This window comes from Micromonospora sp. ATA51, assembly GCF_016802855.1.
Lineage (GTDB): Bacteria > Actinomycetota > Actinomycetes > Mycobacteriales > Micromonosporaceae > Micromonospora > Micromonospora sicca.
In genome coordinates this window covers 1-16,961 of sequence record NZ_JAEVHJ010000131.1, presented here as the reverse complement: position 1 = coordinate 16,961, position 16,961 = coordinate 1, and the positions used below count along the sequence as shown (strand labels likewise).

Below are 16,961 nucleotides of genomic sequence, written 5' to 3'. Positions count from 1 at the left end.
GCGGTGGGGGTGGCGGCCGGGCGCCGCCAGCCCGGCCTCGGCGGCGAGCAGCGGCAGGGTGGTCGCCGCGCGGGTGACCGCCCAGCCCGGGTCGTCGATGAAGGCGTCGTCGTCCAGCCCGAACCGTTCCAGGCCGCGCTCGATGGCGTACAGGTCGGCGGCGTCGATGTCGGCGGAGCCCTTCACCTGGACCCGGGCGGAGTCGGAGCTCTCGCTGCTCCCCGCGGTGTAGGTGATGTCGGCGGTGACCTCGATCCAGCGTGGGCACGTCGGGGTGGCCGCGACCGGCGTGCCGTCCCCGAGGTTCGATCCGACGCTGACCACGTCGGACCCGCCCGCCAGCCGCCAGCCGTAGCAGATGCCCTGGCTGGTGCGGGCCTCCCTGAGGATGGGCACGGTGTCGGCGCGCTCGTCGGTCGCGGGGGCGGGGATGCTGAGGTCGTCGGAGCTGTCGCTCACGATCCCGACGACGAAGAGGCCGGCGACACCCAGGACGACCGCCGAGATCAGCCCGGCCTTAACTGCCGACCTGCCCGCCGCCGGGGACTTCGCGGCGGCCGGCGGCGGCCGCTTGCCGCCGGCCATCAGCTGATGGCGGCGGCGATGATCGCCCCGGTGGCGAGGTGGACGACCGCGGAGACCCAGACCGCCGGGTGCGGCTCCGGGTCCACCAGCAGCTCGCCGAGCTTGCCGGGGGTGGCCACGTCGAGCAGCACGAAGGCGGCCGACATGATCACCAGGCCGAGGACGCCGTACGCGGCCGCGCCGACCAGGCCGAGCACGAAGTCGTCCTCGCTGGCCACGATCGCGGCGACCACGATGACCCCGACCCCGGCCAGGTTGGAGGCGAGCAGCAGCGCCGCGTTGCGGTTGCGCTCGTGCCAGATCAGGTGGTTCAGCCGGCCCGGGGTGGCCAGGTCGACCAGCAGGTAACCGATGCCCATCAGGGCGACGCCGACCACGCCGTAGGCGAGGGTGACCAGCAGATCGGTGGCGAGGTTCTGCACTTCAGCTCCAGGGTGAGGGGGCGGAGGGGCTACTTGCCGGCGCGGGGCCACCGCCCCGGACGGTGCTGCCGCGGCCCCAGCCCCAGCCACCGCCGACCACGTGGTGGTAGCGGGGGTAGGCGGTGCTCATCCGCTCCAGCAGGATCAGCGAGCCGGCGGCGACCGGCAGGATCACCACCGAGTCGTCGTCGTAGCGCAGGTAGACCCCACTGCCGTCGACGTACTGGTCGGCGGGCTGCCAGGTCTCCGTGATGTCCTTCGACACCTGGCTCGGGGTGCGCGTCGACGTGTACGCCACCGCGTCCCGGCCGATGTCCCGGCTGGACGCGCGGCGGTAGTGGTCCTGCACGTAGCCGCGTGGCGAGAAGTTGCCGTAGAAGATCGCGAAGGCGGCGATCAGCGCGCCGACCACGGCGACGGCCACCCCCACCACGATCCACCGCCGGTACGTCGTCCTCACAGTGCCACCTCGGTTCGCGACTGCGGGGCTCGCAAACCCGGCTCACTCCTCGCGCTCACAGTGCCACCTCGGTTCGCGACTGCGGGGCTCGCAAAACCGGCTCACTCCTCGCGCTCACAGTGCCACCACCGTCTCGGTCAGGACCAGCTCGTTGGTCTGGGGGTACGCGTGCCAGGTGCGCCAGCCGACCGTGCCGCCGGGCGGGTCGGGGCGTACGGAGAGCGCGGTGACCGCGTCCACGTCGCCGGGGAAGACGCCGACCAGCGCGTACGGGTCGTCGGCCAGTTCGGCGCGGAGCGCGGCGGCCCGGGCACGCAGGCCGTCGCCGTCGGGCCGGAGCACCGTGGCGGTGAACCGGTAGCCGGCGGCGGCGTCGTGCAGGGCGCCGGGCAGGTGCGGCGGACGGCCGGGCAGGCAGGCGACCGTCTCGGTCAGGCCACCGCAGACGACCTGGTGGGAGGCGCCGAGCAGGCGCAGCCGCAGGGTCGCACCGCCGGGCAGGGTCAGCTCCCGGACGTGCAGCGCGGGGCGTTCCGGGCCGCCGAGCGCCAGGCTCAGGTCGGCGGCGCTGGTGTCGACGTACGGCGCGTGCAGGGTGACGAGCACGCTCAGGCCCCCTTCTCCGGGCCGCCCTGCGGGTAGATCATCACCTCGGCCCGGTGCAGCTTCTCGCCGAGCGCCACCTCCCAGCCGGCTTCCCCGTACGCCTCGAAGGAGAGCCGGGCGCCGCCGGGCGCCTGGTAGTCGTGGTAGCGCATGGTGCCGCGCGGGTCGAGGCCGGTGCCCTCGGTGGCGGTGTAGCGGGCCTGGCCGGACTCGTCCCAGGTGTACCGGCGGCCGGCGATGTCGAGGGTCGGCGCGCCCGGGGTGACGGTGGCGGACGGTTCGGCGGTCCAGAGCACCAACTCCAGGTCCGGGTCCTCCTCGACGGAGAGCCAGCGCTTCACCCCGCCGACCTCGTCGAGCAGGTGTTCCGCCCAGCTCCACCCGCCCTCGACCAGGTGCACCGAGCCGCGGACCGTGTACGGCACCTGGCGGATCTCGACGATGTCGCCGGGCCGGAGCTTGCGGGGGTCACCGCGCAGCGCGTCGGAGTCCCGGTCGCGGAACGGGTCGCCGGGCGCTGGCGGGCGCGCCCCGGACCGGGCCTTGCGGAGCGCCACCACAGCGATCACGACACCGGCCACCCCGATCAGACACCCCAGCGTCGTCACCAGGTACGCCACCGAACCGTTCACGCCGACCGCCTTCCCACGTGCGTCGGCGCAGACGGTAACAACCCCGCGCACGCCGGGGAAAAGCCTCTCCAGCGAGTCAGCGATCAGCTACCGAGGGTGTCCGCGGTGGGGTCGGTCGGGGCCGCATCGGTCGACCCGGTCGGAGTCGGGTCCGGGGCGGACACCGCCGGGCCGGCGGGCGGGTGGGCGAGATGCAGCGCCGGCTCCGGGCAGATCATGTAGCCGGGCGGGAGCGCCGGAGTGGGCGCCGGGTAGCCCGGCGAGGGCGACCAGCCGACCGGCGGGTAGCCCGGCCAGGCCGCGGCGCCGACCACTGGGTAGCCGTAGCCGAGGGCCACCGGGTGGACGCCCGCCCGAGCAGCGGACGCGGGCCGGAACCAGCGGTCGGCCGCCGGGAGCAGGAGCAGCACCACGACGACGATCGTGAGCGCCAACACCAGCAGCACGCCGAGACCGCTGGCCCCGGAAACCAGGTCGGCGGGGTCACCCTGGGCGTAGAGGGTGTCGAGGAACTTCGACTGCTCCCAGTCGTCGCCGGGCGGCACGCCGTCGGACGGATCGAAACCGGGATCGGCGGACCCGGCGGCCAGCATGACCGGGATGAGGAGGGCGCCCGAGCACCCCTGCCCGAGGCAGAGCAGGAGCTGCGCGCCGGCGGCCACGAAGACCAGGATCCGGGCGGTGTTGCTGCCCCGGCCCAGCGGCAGCGCCGTGGCGGCGAGCCAGCCGGCCAGGAGCAGCGCCGGGACGCCGGTGACGAGCGCCATGAAGAGATTGCCCATCCGCTCGTCCGACACCTCGGCCGGGTCCGCGTCGGGGACCAGTCGCAGCGCCCGGTCGATCTGGCCGTCGTAGCGCACCGCTGCGACGATCACCAGTCCGATCAGGAGGAGCAGGACGACGACGGTCGCGAGCTGCAACCAGAAGGCGACGGTAACGATGGCCGGGCGGGCGGGGCGGGCCGGCGCGGCGTCGGGCGAGGTCATGGCTGGCAAGGTACGGCCTGCCCGCCAGGCGCCGGCACGACCGATCGGCCGGGGCCCGGCGACGAGTTGATCAGTTGGCGGCGAGGCGTTCGGCGGCGTAGTCACGGAGCGTCGCGCGACCCATCACGCAGCCGCTGAACGTCGTGAACTCGCCCTTGTCGTCGCGCAACGTCGCCCAGGCCGCCCGGCCCGCCTCCGGGTCGGCCCGGTCCAGCAGCGTGGCCGCGTACGCCTTCCCGGCCGCCGAACCGTGCTTGAGCAGCCAGTCGACCTTCTTCCGGGCCTCGGCGGGATGCTCGTCCAGCGCCCGCTCCACCTGCCGGTACGCCTCGGTCTCCGGCAGCAGCGTGGAGGCGATTCCCACCCCGCCGAAGGCGAGCGTGTCGGCCTTGGCCAGCTCCTTGACGGCGGCGTCCAACTCGCGGTCCTTCTTTCCGATCCCCAACATGCCCTCACTATTGCCCCGCGCCGGCCCGGTTGACCCGGTTGACCAAGAAGTTTGCGTCTCCGAACCCGCGTACCCCCGACGCGAACTTCTTGATCACCGCGGGCGGGTGGGGGCCGCGTGGGCGGAAGACGGCGCGGCCGGGTCCCGCGGGAGGCGGAACCGGCCGGGTGGGGACGGGGTCAGGCGGCGGTGACCGCCAGGGAGTCCTTGCTGTCCGCAAGGTCGACCTTGACAGTGTCGCCGTCGCGGATCTGGCCGGCGAGCAGCGCCTTGGCGAGCTGGTCGCCGATGGCCGACTGCACCAGGCGACGCAGCGGGCGGGCGCCGTAGATCGGGTCGTACCCGTGCTCGGCGAGCCAGGTGCGGGCCGCCTCGGTGATCTCCAGGCCGAGCCGGCGGTCGGCCAGCCGGCGGCGCATCCGGTCGAGCTGGATGTCGACGATGGCGCGCAGGTCGTCACCGCGCAACGCCGCGAAGACCACGATGTCGTCGAGGCGGTTGAGGAACTCCGGCTTGAAGTGCGAGCGGACCACCGCCAGCACCCCCTCGCGGCGCTGCTCCTCGGCCAACGTCAGGTCGCTGATGACCGACGACCCGAGGTTGGAGGTGAGGATCAGGATCGCGTTGCGGAAGTCCACCGTGCGGCCCTGGCCGTCGGTGAGCCGGCCGTCGTCGAGCACCTGGAGCAGGATGTCGAAGACGTCGGGGTGGGCCTTCTCCACCTCGTCCAGCAGGATCACCGAGTACGGCCGGCGGCGCACCGCCTCGGTGAGCTGGCCGCCTTCCTCGTAGCCGACGTACCCGGGCGGGGCGCCGACCAGGCGGGCCACGGAGTGCTTCTCGCCGTACTCGCTCATGTCGATGCGGACCATGGCCCGCTCGTCGTCGAAGAGGAACCCGGCGAGCGCCTTGGCCAGCTCGGTCTTGCCGACCCCGGTCGGGCCGAGGAAGAGGAAGCTGCCGGTCGGTCGGTCCGGGTCGGCGACGCCGGCCCGGGCGCGGCGGACCGCGTCGGAGACCGCGCCGACCGCCTCGGACTGGCCGACCACGCGGGCGCGCAGCGACTCCTCCATCCGGAGCAGCTTCGCGGTCTCACCCTCGAGCAGCCGTCCGGCGGGGATGCCGGTCCAGGAGGCGACCACGGTGGCGATGTCGTCGGCGCCGACCTCCTCCTTGAGCATCGCGCCGTCGGCCTGGAGCCGGGCCAGCTCCTCCTCCGCCCGGGCCAGGTCGGTCTTGAGCGCGGGGATCCGGCCGTACCGCAGCTCGGCGGCGCGTTCCAGCTCGCCGTCGCGCTCGGCCCGCTCGGCCTCGCCGCTGAGCCGCTCCAGCTCCTCCTTGGCGGTGGAGAGCTTGGTGATGTGGCTCTTCTCCAACTGCCAGCGCTCGGAGAGCACGGTGAGCTGCTCGCGCTTGTCGGCCAGCTCCTTGCGCAGCCGCTCCAGCCGCTCGGCGGAGGCGGCGTCCGGCTCCTTGGCCAGCGCCATCTCCTCGATCTCGAGCCGGCGCACCGCCCGCTCGATCTCGTCCACCTCGACCGGCCGCGAGTCGATCTCCATGCGGAGCCGGGACGCGGACTCGTCGACCAGGTCGATCGCCTTGTCCGGCAGGAACCGGTCGGTGATGTAGCGGTCGGAGAGGGAGGCGGCGGCCACCAGCGCGGCGTCGGTGATGCGGACGCCGTGGTGGACCTCGTAGCGCTCCTTGAGGCCGCGCAGGATGCCGATGGTGTCCTCGATGGTCGGCTCGCCGACCAGCACCGGCTGGAAGCGGCGCTCCAGCGCCGGGTCCTTCTCGATGTGCTCGCGGTACTCGTCCAGGGTGGTCGCGCCGACCATCCGCAGCTCGCCGCGGGCCAGCATCGGCTTGAGCATGTTGCCGGCGTCCATCGAGCCCTCGCCCTTGCCGGCGCCGACGACGGTGTGCAGCTCGTCGAGGAAGGTGATGACCTGCCCGTTGGAGTTCCTGATCTCCTCCAGGACGGACTTCAGCCGCTCCTCGAACTGGCCGCGGTACTGCGCGCCGGCCACCATCGCGCCGAGGTCCAGCGACACCAGCTTCTTGTCCCGCAGCGACTCGGGCACGTCACCGGCGACGATCCGCTGGGCCAGGCCCTCGACGATCGCGGTCTTGCCGACGCCGGGCTCACCGATCAGCACCGGGTTGTTCTTGGTACGCCGGGACAGCACCTGGATCACCCGGCGGATCTCCGAATCCCGGCCGATCACCGGGTCGATCTTGCCGTCGCGGGCGCTGGCGGTCAGGTCGACGCCGTACTTGGCCAGCGCCTGGTAGGTCTGCTCGGGGTCGGCGTGGTCACCCGCCGGTCGCCGCCGCGGACGCTCGGGAACGCGGCGACCAGGTTCTCCTCGGTGGCGCCGACGGACTTCAGCGCGCCGGAGACCGCGCCACCCACCCGGGCCAGGCCGGCGAGCAGGTGCTCGGTGGAGGTGTACTCGTCGCCCAGCGGCCGGGCGATCTGCTCGGCGGCGCCGATGGCGTTGACGAACTCGCGGGCCAGGGTGGGCTCGGCGATGCTGGAGCCGCGCGCGGCGGGCAGCGCGTCGACCGCACGCTGGGCGGTCCGGCGCAGCTCGGCGGGGTCGGCCCCGACGGCGCGCAGCAGGCCGGCGGCGGTCGAGCCCTCGGTGTCCAGCAGCGACAGCAGCAGGTGCCACGGCTCCACCGTGGCGTGGCCGCGCTCGTTCGCCAGCGCGACGGCGCCGGTGATGGTCTCGCGGCTCTTGGTGGTGAGACGTTCCGTGTTCATGGGCTCCCCCGGATCGGCGTGTCCACTAGGAAGGACACAACCAGAGTTGAGCCTATTCCGCTCAACTCCAACGGTGTGACCTGGCTCACCCTTTCACCAGGGTCACCTTGGCCCAGCGCCGGTTGGCGGTCCACCCGGTGCCGAGGATGACGTCGTCCGGTCCACGGGCGGCGATCGTGCCGTCGGCGAGCACCGTGAGGTAGTGCTCCGCCGTGAGCGGCCAGTCGAGGTGGTAGTAACGGCCCCCGGCCACCATGCCCGCGCCGTCGGGCCCGGTCACCGCCAACAACCCGACCCCGATCGGCGCCACCGACCGGGCCTGCGCGGGATGCCCGACGGCCGGCTCCGGCTCCCAGGACCGTGAACGGACAAAGCGCCACAGCGCCGGGAAGCGGGTCCGGTCCGGCCGCTCCCCGATCAGCCAGCCCGCGCCGTCGGGGGCGAAGGCGATCCGCACCATCCCCACCTCGTCGCCGGAGAACGGCACCGCGCTGCTCAGCCAGTGCCGCCCCCGGTCCCGCGACACCGCGGCGTACGGCCGGCCGGCGGCCGCACCGGCCGCCACGATCAGGTCGCCGTAGTGCCCGACTGTGTTCAGCCCGCGCACGGACGGCTGGACGGCCAGTGGGCGCAGTTGCCGGCCGTCCCACTCACCGACTTCGCCCAGGCCCTCGATGACCTGGTAGTCGCCCCTCGCCGCCACCAGCGGCAGCGGCTCCGCGCCGGTGGTGTGAGCGAAGGTGGCGCCGCCGTCGGTCGAGGTGTACCAGCCGTACGGCTCGGCGAGCAGCACCAGCGCCCCCGGTACCGCGTAGAGCTGCTGGTCCTGCGCGACCGGACGGGGATGCCGCAGCGCCCGCCAGGAGTGTCCACCGTCGACGGTGGCGTAGAGCAGTGCGGGGCACCCGCGACCGGGCGGCTGCCCGGCACAGGCGGCGAAGATCGCGTAGCCGTGCTGCGCGTCGGCGAACTCGACGAACGGCTGGTCGTACCGCTGGGGGACGGCGACCCGGACGTGGCGTACCTCGTCGAAGCCGACGACCCGGGGCGGCGCCGGTGCGGTCACGACCGGGCGGTGCGACGCGGACGCCGGGCTCGGCGGCGGCCGGCGGACGTCCCCGATCGAACAGGCCGCCAGGACCGGCACGAACAGCAGTGCGGTCACCGAGCGGGCTGTTCGCCGATCCATGGCGCCTCCAGCACACCGTAGCCGGCCTCACCTGGGTGCGAGTACGTGTGAACAGACTGTCCTATCGACATCGGGAGGGGTAGCGATGTGACCCGGTCACTTGTCCGTCGACGGGCGCCGCCGCTCCAGGATCACCCGTACCCAGTGGTCACCATCGCGGTCGCCCAGCAGCACGTCCTCCGGTCCGCGTGCCAGCAGCGTGCCGTCGAAGAGGAGGGTCAGCCGGTGGTTTCCCCGCAGCGGCCACGACTCGTCGATGTAGTGACCGCCGGGGGCGGTGATCAGACCCCCGCCGTCGGGGCCACTCACCGCCAATCGGCCCTCGCCGAAGGGCACCAGCGACACGAAGGGCTCGGGGTAGCGGTCCACCATCAGCGGTCGCCAGTCGCCGTCGTAGTGCCAGAGGGCGGGGAATCCGCCCGGATCCCGCCGCTCACCGATCAGCCAGACGTCGCCGCGCACCGACGGCGCCACCCGGATCCCCACAATCTCCCCGTCCGGGGTCGCCACCCGGGGCCGGCGCCAGTGGGCGCCCGCGTCGAACGAGACGGCGAGCACCGGTCGCCCGTTGGCGACGGAGGCCGCCACCACCAGCCCGTCGCTGCCGTACACGCTCTGCGGACGGGACAGGGGCGGCTGGACCGGCAGCGGCCGCCAGACACCCCCGTGCCACCTGACGAGCCGGCCGGTGCGGTCGTCGACCTGGACCTGGCTGCGCAGCGCCCGTACCACCGGGGGCAGGGTCGCGCCGCGCTCGTGCCGGAAGCTGCTCCCGCCGTCCAGGGAGAAGTACCAGCCGTCCCCCGGCACGAAGAGGACCGGCACGTCCACCGTGACCTCGAGCCGCTGCCCACTCGCCAGCGGGCGGGGATGCGGGACCCGGTGCCAGGACCGCCCGCCGTCCGCGGTGGCGAGGAGCAGTGCCGGACAGTCCGGCGCGGGCGGCTGCCCGCCGCAGGAAGCGAAGAGGGCGTACCCGTGGAGGGCGTCGCCGAACTCGACGTACGGCCGGTCGTACCCGTTGGCGACGGCGAGCTGAACGCGGCGAACCTCGACCGGGTCGGCGGTCCGCGGCGGGGCCGCCGGAAAGAACGGGTGCGGTGCCGGCTGCCCCGCGTCGACGATCGTCCAGGCCGCCGCCGCCGCGAACAGCACGAGCAACGCGACCAGCGAAGAAGATCTTCGCGGACTCAATCCAACCTCCGGGGCACAGTAGCCTTACCTGGGTGCGAGTACGTGTCGAACAGACTGCCCTGCCGGGGATCGGCGTACGTCACGATCTGGTGACGGAATCGGGCCGCCGGCTGGGGGTGGTCTCCCACCGCAACGGCCGCCGGGACCTCGTCCTGTACGACCCGGACGATCCGGACGCCTGCCAGGCCGACATCCCGCTCACCGACGACGAGGCCGAGGCGCTCGCCGACATCCTCGGCGCGTCGCTGATGCTCGGCCAGCTCTCCGGGCTGCGCGAGCAGGCCGCCGGGCTGCTCACCGAGCAGATCGCCATCCCGGCCGGCTCGAAGTACGTCAACAAGCGGCTCGGCGACACCAGGGCGCGTACCCGCACCGGCGCCTCCATCGTGGCGGTGCTGCGGCAGGGCGAGGTGATCGTCTCGCCCGATCCCACCTTCCGCTTCGCGGCCGGTGACGTGGTGGTCGTGGTCGGGACCCGGCAGGGTCTCGACGGGGTGACCGCCGTCCTCGCCGACAGTGACCCGGACGGCTGAGGCGGATGCACGAAACCACCACACTGCTCGTCGAGGTCGGCGCGCTGCTGCTCCTGCTCGGCCTCCTCGGCCGGCTCAGCCGTCGGTTCGGCGTCTCCCCGATCCCGCTCTACCTGCTCGCCGGCCTCGCCTTCGGTCACGGCGGCCTGCTGCCGCTGAACGCCAGCGAGGAGTTCTTCGCCGTCGGCGCGGAGATCGGCGTGATCCTGCTGCTGGTCATGCTCGGCCTCGAATACAGCGCCAACGAACTGGTCGGCAACCTCCGCTCGGCGGCCCCGGCCGGCTTGATCGACGCGGCGCTCAACGCCCTGCCCGGCTTCGGGTTCGCGCTGCTGCTCGGCTGGGGCTGGGTGGCCGCGGTGGTGCTCGCGGGCGTCACCTGGGTCTCCTCGTCCGGGGTGATCGCCAAGGTCCTCGGCGACCTGGGCCGGGTCGGTAACCGGGAGACCCCGGTGATCCTCTCCGTGCTGGTGATCGAGGACCTGGCGATGGCGCTCTACCTGCCGCTGGTCACCGCGCTGTTGGCCGGCGTCGGCCTGGTCACGGGCGGGATCGCCCTGGCCGTCGCGGTGCTCACCGTGGTGCTCGTGCTGGCGGTCGCCATCCGGTACGGCCACCTGATCTCCGCGGCGTTGTCCGCCAAGGATCCGGAGGCCCTGCTGCTCGGGGTGCTGGGCCTGACCCTGCTGGTCGCCGGTGTGGCCGCCAAGCTCCAGGTCTCCGCGGCGGTCGGCGCCTTCCTGGTCGGCATCGCGCTCTCCGGGCCGGTCGCGCACCACGCCACCGAGCTGCTCTCCCCGCTGCGGGACCTCTTCGCCGCGGTCTTCTTCGTCTTCTTCGGCCTGGTCACCGACCCGCTGGACATGCCGCCGGTGCTGCTGCCGGCGCTGGCGCTGGCCGTGGTGACCATGGGAACCAAGCTGCTCACCGGCTACCTGGCCGCCCGGCGGGCCGGGATCGCCGAACCCGGTCGCTGGCGGGCCGGGTTCGCGCTCACCCCGCGCGGCGAGTTCTCCATCGTCATCGCCGGGCTGGCGGTCGCCGCCGCCCAGCCGGTGGAGCCCCGGCTGGCGGCGCTCGCCACGGCGTACGTGCTGATCACCGTGGTGACCGGGCCGATGCTGGCCCGGCTGCCCGACTTCCCCTGGTTCAAGCGCTGGCTGCGGCGGCGCAGCCAGCTCCGCCGGCCGGAGCCGGCCCCGGCGGCTGACTGACGCCGGTCGATGCTTTCCGGGCCGGGTCGGCCGTACGGTGGACCCGGCCCGGCCGTCCGTTGCCGAATCGGTCCCGGACAGGTCTTCCGCCGCCGAGCGAAACCGCGTTACCGTGTCGCCCCAGCAGCCAGGGTCTGCGGGTGGCCGGTGCCCCCGCCAGCGGTAGCGGAAGGTTGGCCGGTGAGCGTGCAGGAGTCGACGTTCCACGGCTTTGCCAACCCCGTTGATCCGTCACCGACGGAGCTACGGGCCTGGGCGTACCAGCCGGATTCCGTGCCGCTGGCCTCGATGCCCCCGGACTGGGACCTGCTGGTCGCCGGCGACCACCTGGTGACGACGCTCTTCGAGCTCGCGATGGACCCGGCCTGCCCGGCCCGGCGGTTCGCAATGCACTGCCTCTACATCTACGCCGCCGACGGCATCCGGACGAACTTCCGGGCCCACCCGAAGCGCCGCTTCCGGAAGCTGGTCGAGCAGGCCGAACGGGGCGGCGACGAGCTGATGCGCAACTGGGCGCACAACAGCCGCGTGCTGCTGGCCCGGCCGGATCTCTTCGTCTACCACGACTGGTGCGAGGGCGGCCTGGTCCGGGAGAACCGCCGCATCCGCTGAACCACGCCTCCCGGCCCGCGCCACTTCCCCGATCTGACGGTTTCCAGCCGCCACGGACCCCACCACCTCGGCGATCCCCTGGCGGCCCCGGCCGCACCCCGAGCGGGCGAACGGGCCGGGACCCCCTCGCAGCGCCCCTGCGTCCCGGCCCGCACCTCCGGAGAAAGGCGAACGGGCCGGGACCCCCCGTGGGTCCCGGCCCGCACGTCGGCGGATCGTCAGGTCGATCCGCCCTGCTGCCGGCGCTTCACCTCGGCCCGGCCGTGGTCGATGCCGTGGTCGACCTGGTCGGCGAAACGCCCTTCCTTGATCTTGTTCGTGAACTTGCCCTCGGTGACCTGCTCGAACCTCTCCCGTATGTTCTCGGCCACCTTCTCGAGCCGGTCCTCCGTCTGCTGGGCCACCTTCTTCGCCGATTCCGCCATGGCTCCCCCTGCCAGTTCAGAGTCCGGATTGAGCTGGTTGAACCTGATTCTCAGGCTAACGAGAGCGGCCCGGCCCGCGCCGGGGAATCCCCGAACTGCGAGCCGGGCCGGTGTGGACCAGCGGTCGAGCGGCGAAGTGGGTCAGCGCTCCGGGTTCCGGCGCGGACGCCAGACCACCAGCGCCGTGGAGGTGCGGTTGGTCGGCACGAGGTCCCGGCCCGGGAAGCTGGCCAGCGCCTCCAGCTCGGCGATCCGCCGGTACGCGGCGTCCAGCTCCGCCTCCAGCCGGGCCACCCGCTGCTGCGCCTGCTCCAGCAGCCGCTCCAGGCCGATGATCCGCTTGACCCCGGCCAGGTTGATCCCGTCGTCCTGGCTGAGCCGCTGCACCTCGCGGAGCAGCACCACGTCCCGGACGCTGTAGCGGCGGCCGCCGCCGGCGGCCCGACCCGGCTGCACCAGGCCCAACCGGTCGTACTGGCGCAGGGTCTGCGGGTGCATCCCCGCCATCCGCGCCGCCACCGAGATCATCAGCACCTTGGCCTCGTAGGCAGGGTCACCCGAGCCGACGAACTCCTCCGACATCCCCGCTCACCTCCGCAGCACTCGCCCGATCAACTGAATCGACGCACCCGCGCGTCGAGATGTTCCCGCGCGGCGGGCGGGGTCTGGTCGGCGAACGACTCCAGCGCCGCCCGCGCCTCGTCCGACAGCTTCGCCGGCACCACCACGTCGAGGGTGACCAGCAGGTCACCGGCCCGGCCGTCCTTGCGCACCACGCCCTTGCCCCGGGCCCGCAGCACCCGACCGCTCGGCGTACCCGGCGGCACCCGCAGGGTCACCGTGCCGTCGAGGGTCGGCACCCGCAGGTCGGTGCCGAGCACCGCCTCCGGGAACGTGATCGGCACGGTCAGGGTCAGGTCGTCCCCGGACCGCCCGAACAGCTCGTCCGGACGGACCTTCACTTGGACGAAGAGGTCGCCCGCCGGGCCGCCCCGCTCGCCGGGCTCGCCCCGGCCCGCCAGCCGGATCCGCTGGCCGTCGGCCACCCCCGCGGGGAAGCGGACGTTCAGGGTGCGGGTCTTGGTGACCCCGCCGGTGCCGTGGCACTCCGGGCACTTCTCCTCGACGACCGTGCCCACGCCCTGGCAGTTGCGGCACGGCTCGGAGAAGCTGAACGACCCCTGGTTGCGGGTGGTCACCCCGGCGCCGTGGCAGACCGGGCAGGCCACCGGCTGGGTGCCCGGCTTCGCCCCGTTGCCGTGGCAGGTGTCGCAGACGCCGGGTGCGCGCAGCGAGAGCGGCAGGGTCACCCCGCGTACCGCGTCGTCGAAGTCCAGCGCGACCTCGGTCTCGACGTCGCGGCCGCGTGCCGGACCCCGGGGGCGGGCCGGACCGCCGGCCCCGGCGCCACCCGAGAAGATCGAGCTGAACAGGTCGGTGAAGCCACCCCCGCCGAAGCGGGTGTCGGCACCACCGGTCGCGCCGCCGCCGAACAGGTCGGAGACGTCGAACGGCATCCCGCCGGGCTGGCCCCCACCGCGGGCGCTGCGGCGGAACGCGCCCGAGCCGAACAGCGAGCGCATCTCGTCGTACTCGCGGCGCTTCTTCTCGTCGCCGAGCACCGCGTACGCCTCGGAGACGGTCTTGAACCGCTCCTCGGCCTTCGGATCACCGGGGTTGTGGTCCGGATGCGACTCCCGGGCCAACTTCCGGTACGACTTCTTGATCTCGTCCGAGGAGGCGGACTTCTCCACGCCCAGCACGGCGTAGTAGTCCTTCTCGACCCAGTCCTTGGAACTCACCGGTCCACCCCCCTTCCACGGGACGTATACCCCGGTCGTCCCGCCCTCCCCTGACGGGCGGGCGGGACGGCGCGGGTCGGCACTACTCCGGGTCGGCAACCGCGACCAGCGCGGGCCGCAGCAGCCGCTCGCCGAGCTGGTAACCCCGGCGCATGACCTGCACGCAGGTCGGTTCGGTCACGTCGGCGGAGGTCTGGTGCGCCACCGCCTCGTGCCGGGTCGGGTCGAACGGGTCGCCCTGCTCGCCGAACGCGGTCAGGCCGAACTTGCCCAGCGCCGTGGTGAGCTGCTCGGCCACCGTGCCGAACGGGCCCACCAGGTCGCCGTGCTCGCGGGCCCGGTCCAGGTCGTCCAGGATCGGCAGCAGCGCGGCCAGCACCGTGCCGATCGCCTGCTCCTGGACCAGGGCACGGTCCCGGTCCACCCGCTTGCGGTAGTTGGCGTACTCCGCCGACACCCGCTGCAGGTCCCGGGTCCGCTCGTCCAGCTCGGCGCGGAGCGACTCCAGCTCGGCGCCGAGCGGCACGCCCGCCTGGGCGGCCTCCTCGGTCGGCTCGGCCGGGGAATCGACCACCGGCGGGCCGGAGACCTCGGCCTCGGCCTCGATCTCGTCGACGACGACGTCGGCCTCCTCGACCAGCCCCTCGGCCGGCACGTCAGCGGCGGCGTCGGCGGCGATGGTCGTCGCCTCCCCGGTCTTGCGGATCTTGCGCTTGTCACGGATGACGACCCGCGGCTCCTCGCCGGCGGCGTGCCCGGCGGTCGCGGAGCCACCCGGCGCCGACCCGGTGGCGCCCGGGTCGGCGGCTCGTGGCTTCTCCGTCATGCGGCTACCTCATCCCTCTGCCGTGGGTACGTGTCCGACAGCGGCAGGTCACTTCTTGCCGTCCTCGTCCACGATCTCGGCGTCGACCACGTCGTCGGCGCCGCCGGCCTGCGCGCCACCGGTCGCACCCGCGCCCGGCCCGGCCGCCCCCGGCTGCTCGCCCTGCTCGGCCTGCTGCGAGTAGAGCAGCGAACCGGCCTGCTGGGAGACCTGCGCCAGCCGCTCGTGCGCCGCCTTGATCTTCTCGATGTCCTGGCCGCCGAGGGCGCCGCGCAGCTCACCGAGGGCCTCGTTGAGCTGGTCCCGGTTCTCGCTGGGCAGCTTGTCGCCGCTCTCGGCGAGGAACTTCTCGGTCTGCCACTGGAGCGCCTCGGCCAGGTTGCGGGTCTCCGCCTCCTCGCGCCGCCGCTTGTCGTCCTCGGCGTGCTCCTCGGCGTCCCGGCGCATCCGCTCGATGTCGTCCTTCGGCAGCGAGGAGCCGCCGGTGATCGTCATCTTCTGCTCCTTGCCGGTGCCCAGGTCCTTGGCGTGCACGTTCACGATGCCGTTGGCGTCGATGTCGAACGTGACCTCGATCTGGGGCACACCGCGCGGCGCCGGCGGGAGGCCGGTCAGCTCGAAGGTGCCGAGCTTCTTGTTGTAGGCCGCGATCTCCCGCTCGCCCTGGAAGACCTGGATCAGCACCGACGGCTGGTTGTCGTCCGCCGTGGTGAAGACCTCGGAGCGCTTGGTCGGGATGGTGGTGTTGCGCTCGATCAGCTTGGTGAAGATGCCGCCCTTGGTCTCGATGCCCAGGCTCAGCGGGGTCACGTCGAGCAGCAGGACGTCCTTGACCTCACCCTTGAGCACACCGGCCTGCAGGGCGGCGCCGACGGCGACGACCTCGTCCGGGTTGACGCCCTTGTTGGGCTCCTTGCCGGTGAGCTGCTTGACCAGGTCGGTCACGGCGGGCATCCGGGTCGAGCCGCCGACCAGGATGACGTGGTCGACGTCGGAGACCTTGATCCCGGCGTCCTTCACGGCCTGCTCGAACGGGCCCTTGCAGCGGTCCAGCAGGTCCTGCGTCATCCGCTGGAACTCGGCGCGGCTGAGCGTCACGTCCAGGTGCAGCGGGCCGGCGGAACCGGCGGTGATGTACGGCAGGTTGATGTTGGTGGTGGTGGCGGCGGACAGCTCGATCTTGGCCTTCTCGGCCGCCTCGCGGAGCCGCTGGAGGGCCATCTTGTCCTGGGCCAGGTCGATGCCGTGCTCGCCCCGGAAGGTCTTCACCAGGTGGTCGATGATCCGCTGGTCCCAGTCGTCGCCGCCGAGGTGGTTGTCACCGCTGGTCGACTTGACCTCGATGACGCCCTCGGCCAGCTCCAGCAGGGAGACGTCGAAGGTGCCGCCACCCAGGTCGAAGACCAGGACGGTCTGCTCCTTGGAGCCCTTGTCCAGCCCGTACGCCAGGGCGGCCGCGGTCGGCTCGTTGACGATCCGCAGCACGTTGAAGCCGGCGATCTCACCGGCCTCCTTGGTGGCCTGGCGCTGGCCGTCGTTGAAGTAGGCCGGGACGGTGATCACCGCGTCGGTGATCTGCTCGCCCAGGTACGCCTCGGCGTCCCGCTTGAGCTTCATCAGCGTCCGGGCCGAGATCTCCTGCGGGGTGTACTTCTTGCCGTCGATGTCGACGGTCCAGTTGGTGCCGATCTCCCGCTTGACCGAACGGATGGTCCGGTCCGGGTTCGTGACCGCCTGGCGCTTGGCGACCTCACCGACGAGCACCTCGCCGTTGCGGGCGAACGCGACGATAGAGGGGGTCGTCCGCGAGCCCTCAGCGTTGGCGATGACGGTGGGCTCACCGCCCTCGAGAACGCTGACGCAGGAGTTCGTCGTGCCGAGGTCGATGCCGACCGCACGTGCCATGTTCGCTTCCTCGCTTCGTAACGTCGAGCAGGTGACGGGCATTGCCCGCTGGGTTCCGGCGGGCGTCGCCGTCAGCGATCCCACCACAAGTTGAGTGAACTTGACTCAATAGTGCCACGCCCCCCGGAGAACGCAAGTCGAGGTTGAGCCGACCCGACGCAACCCGACCGTTATTACCGTCCGGTTGTCTTCCCTTGCATCGGTCGGGCACGCTTTAGCGGTGACGACGCATGGCGATCCCGCCACCCACACCGGCGCGCCCGCCGTCGCAGCCCGCACCGGACCGCCGGCCGCCGGGGAGGCTCCGCCCGGCACCACCGGGGACGGCCTGCCCGCCGCGCTCGCCGGCCTG

At 72.8% G+C, this 16,961-nt stretch carries 17 protein-coding genes and 1 pseudogene; 3 read left to right on the top strand and 15 right to left on the bottom strand.

The window, feature by feature from the left end:
- The 10 genes and pseudogenes from JNW87_RS20415 to JNW87_RS20370 all read right to left on the bottom strand — a co-directional run.
- On the bottom strand, positions 1 to 585 hold a 585-nt coding region (locus tag JNW87_RS20415), incomplete at its 3' end, for a hypothetical protein (protein ID WP_238454217.1).
- Positions 585 to 1,007 (bottom strand): DUF350 domain-containing protein, encoded by a 423-nt coding sequence (locus JNW87_RS20410; RefSeq protein ID WP_109801154.1) that lies wholly within the window; start codon positions 1,005 to 1,007, stop codon positions 585 to 587. The genes JNW87_RS20415 and JNW87_RS20410, both read right to left, overlap by 1 nt.
- A 1-nt stretch (position 1,008) precedes the next feature.
- Positions 1,009 to 1,467 carry a DUF4247 domain-containing protein gene (locus tag JNW87_RS20405; protein ID WP_238454216.1) on the bottom strand — a complete coding sequence of 153 codons (459 nt, stop codon included), beginning with the start codon at positions 1,465 to 1,467 and terminating at the stop codon, positions 1,009 to 1,011.
- A gap of 114 nt (positions 1,468 to 1,581) precedes the next feature.
- Positions 1,582 to 2,073, bottom strand: a complete 492-nt coding sequence (locus JNW87_RS20400) for a DUF2617 family protein (RefSeq protein ID WP_109801152.1) — start codon at positions 2,071 to 2,073, stop codon at positions 1,582 to 1,584.
- Positions 2,074 to 2,075: 2 nt separating this feature from the next.
- Positions 2,076 to 2,705: a DUF4178 domain-containing protein gene (locus tag JNW87_RS20395; protein ID WP_109801151.1), complete on the bottom strand. Its 630-nt coding sequence runs from the start codon at positions 2,703 to 2,705 to the stop codon at positions 2,076 to 2,078.
- 83 nt (positions 2,706 to 2,788) lie between these two features.
- On the bottom strand, positions 2,789 to 3,691 hold the full coding sequence (locus JNW87_RS20390) for a hypothetical protein (protein WP_109801150.1): 903 nt from the start codon (positions 3,689 to 3,691) through the stop codon (positions 2,789 to 2,791).
- A gap of 70 nt (positions 3,692 to 3,761) precedes the next feature.
- Positions 3,762 to 4,139 carry a hypothetical protein gene (locus JNW87_RS20385; RefSeq protein WP_109801149.1) on the bottom strand — a complete coding sequence of 126 codons (378 nt, stop codon included), beginning with the start codon at positions 4,137 to 4,139 and terminating at the stop codon, positions 3,762 to 3,764.
- 179 nt (positions 4,140 to 4,318) lie between these two features.
- Positions 4,319 to 6,909 (bottom strand): annotated as a pseudogene (gene clpB, locus JNW87_RS20380) (ATP-dependent chaperone ClpB).
- Between the two features lie 85 nt (positions 6,910 to 6,994).
- A complete protein-coding gene (locus JNW87_RS20375; protein ID WP_146231185.1) occupies positions 6,995 to 8,098 on the bottom strand; it encodes a hypothetical protein in 1,104 nt (367 codons plus the stop codon).
- A 96-nt stretch (positions 8,099 to 8,194) separates the two neighbouring features.
- A complete protein-coding gene (locus tag JNW87_RS20370; RefSeq protein ID WP_238454215.1) occupies positions 8,195 to 9,259 on the bottom strand; it encodes a hypothetical protein in 1,065 nt (354 codons plus the stop codon).
- A gap of 65 nt (positions 9,260 to 9,324) precedes the next feature.
- On the opposite strand from JNW87_RS20370, the gene JNW87_RS20365 reads away from it, so the two are divergent.
- From JNW87_RS20365 to JNW87_RS20355, 3 genes are all read left to right on the top strand, one after another.
- A complete protein-coding gene (locus tag JNW87_RS20365) occupies positions 9,325 to 9,825 on the top strand; it encodes a cation:proton antiporter regulatory subunit (RefSeq protein WP_109803611.1) in 501 nt (166 codons plus the stop codon).
- Positions 9,826 to 9,830: 5 nt separating this feature from the next.
- Positions 9,831 to 11,039 carry a cation:proton antiporter gene (locus JNW87_RS20360; RefSeq protein WP_109803610.1) on the top strand — a complete coding sequence of 403 codons (1,209 nt, stop codon included), beginning with the start codon at positions 9,831 to 9,833 and terminating at the stop codon, positions 11,037 to 11,039.
- A 180-nt stretch (positions 11,040 to 11,219) separates the two neighbouring features.
- On the top strand, positions 11,220 to 11,651 hold the full coding sequence (locus JNW87_RS20355; RefSeq protein ID WP_109803609.1) for a hypothetical protein: 432 nt from the start codon (positions 11,220 to 11,222) through the stop codon (positions 11,649 to 11,651).
- 218 nt (positions 11,652 to 11,869) lie between these two features.
- Here the strand turns inward: JNW87_RS20355 and JNW87_RS20350 are convergent, their stop codons facing one another.
- The 5 genes from JNW87_RS20350 to dnaK form a co-directional block, all read right to left on the bottom strand.
- Positions 11,870 to 12,076, bottom strand: a complete 207-nt coding sequence (locus JNW87_RS20350) for a hypothetical protein (protein WP_109800730.1) — start codon at positions 12,074 to 12,076, stop codon at positions 11,870 to 11,872.
- A gap of 141 nt (positions 12,077 to 12,217) precedes the next feature.
- Entirely contained in the window at positions 12,218 to 12,658 is a 441-nt protein-coding gene (locus tag JNW87_RS20345; RefSeq protein ID WP_109800731.1) for a heat shock protein transcriptional repressor HspR, read from the bottom strand.
- A gap of 29 nt (positions 12,659 to 12,687) precedes the next feature.
- Positions 12,688 to 13,878, bottom strand: coding sequence for a molecular chaperone DnaJ (gene dnaJ, locus JNW87_RS20340; protein WP_109800732.1), 1,191 nt, complete (start codon positions 13,876 to 13,878; stop codon positions 12,688 to 12,690).
- Positions 13,879 to 13,960: 82 nt separating this feature from the next.
- Positions 13,961 to 14,704, bottom strand: a complete 744-nt coding sequence (grpE, locus tag JNW87_RS20335; protein WP_109800733.1) for a nucleotide exchange factor GrpE — start codon at positions 14,702 to 14,704, stop codon at positions 13,961 to 13,963.
- A gap of 48 nt (positions 14,705 to 14,752) precedes the next feature.
- Positions 14,753 to 16,609: a molecular chaperone DnaK gene (gene dnaK / locus JNW87_RS20330; protein WP_109800734.1), complete on the bottom strand. Its 1,857-nt coding sequence runs from the start codon at positions 16,607 to 16,609 to the stop codon at positions 14,753 to 14,755.
- Positions 16,610 to 16,961: the final 352 nt, after the last annotated feature.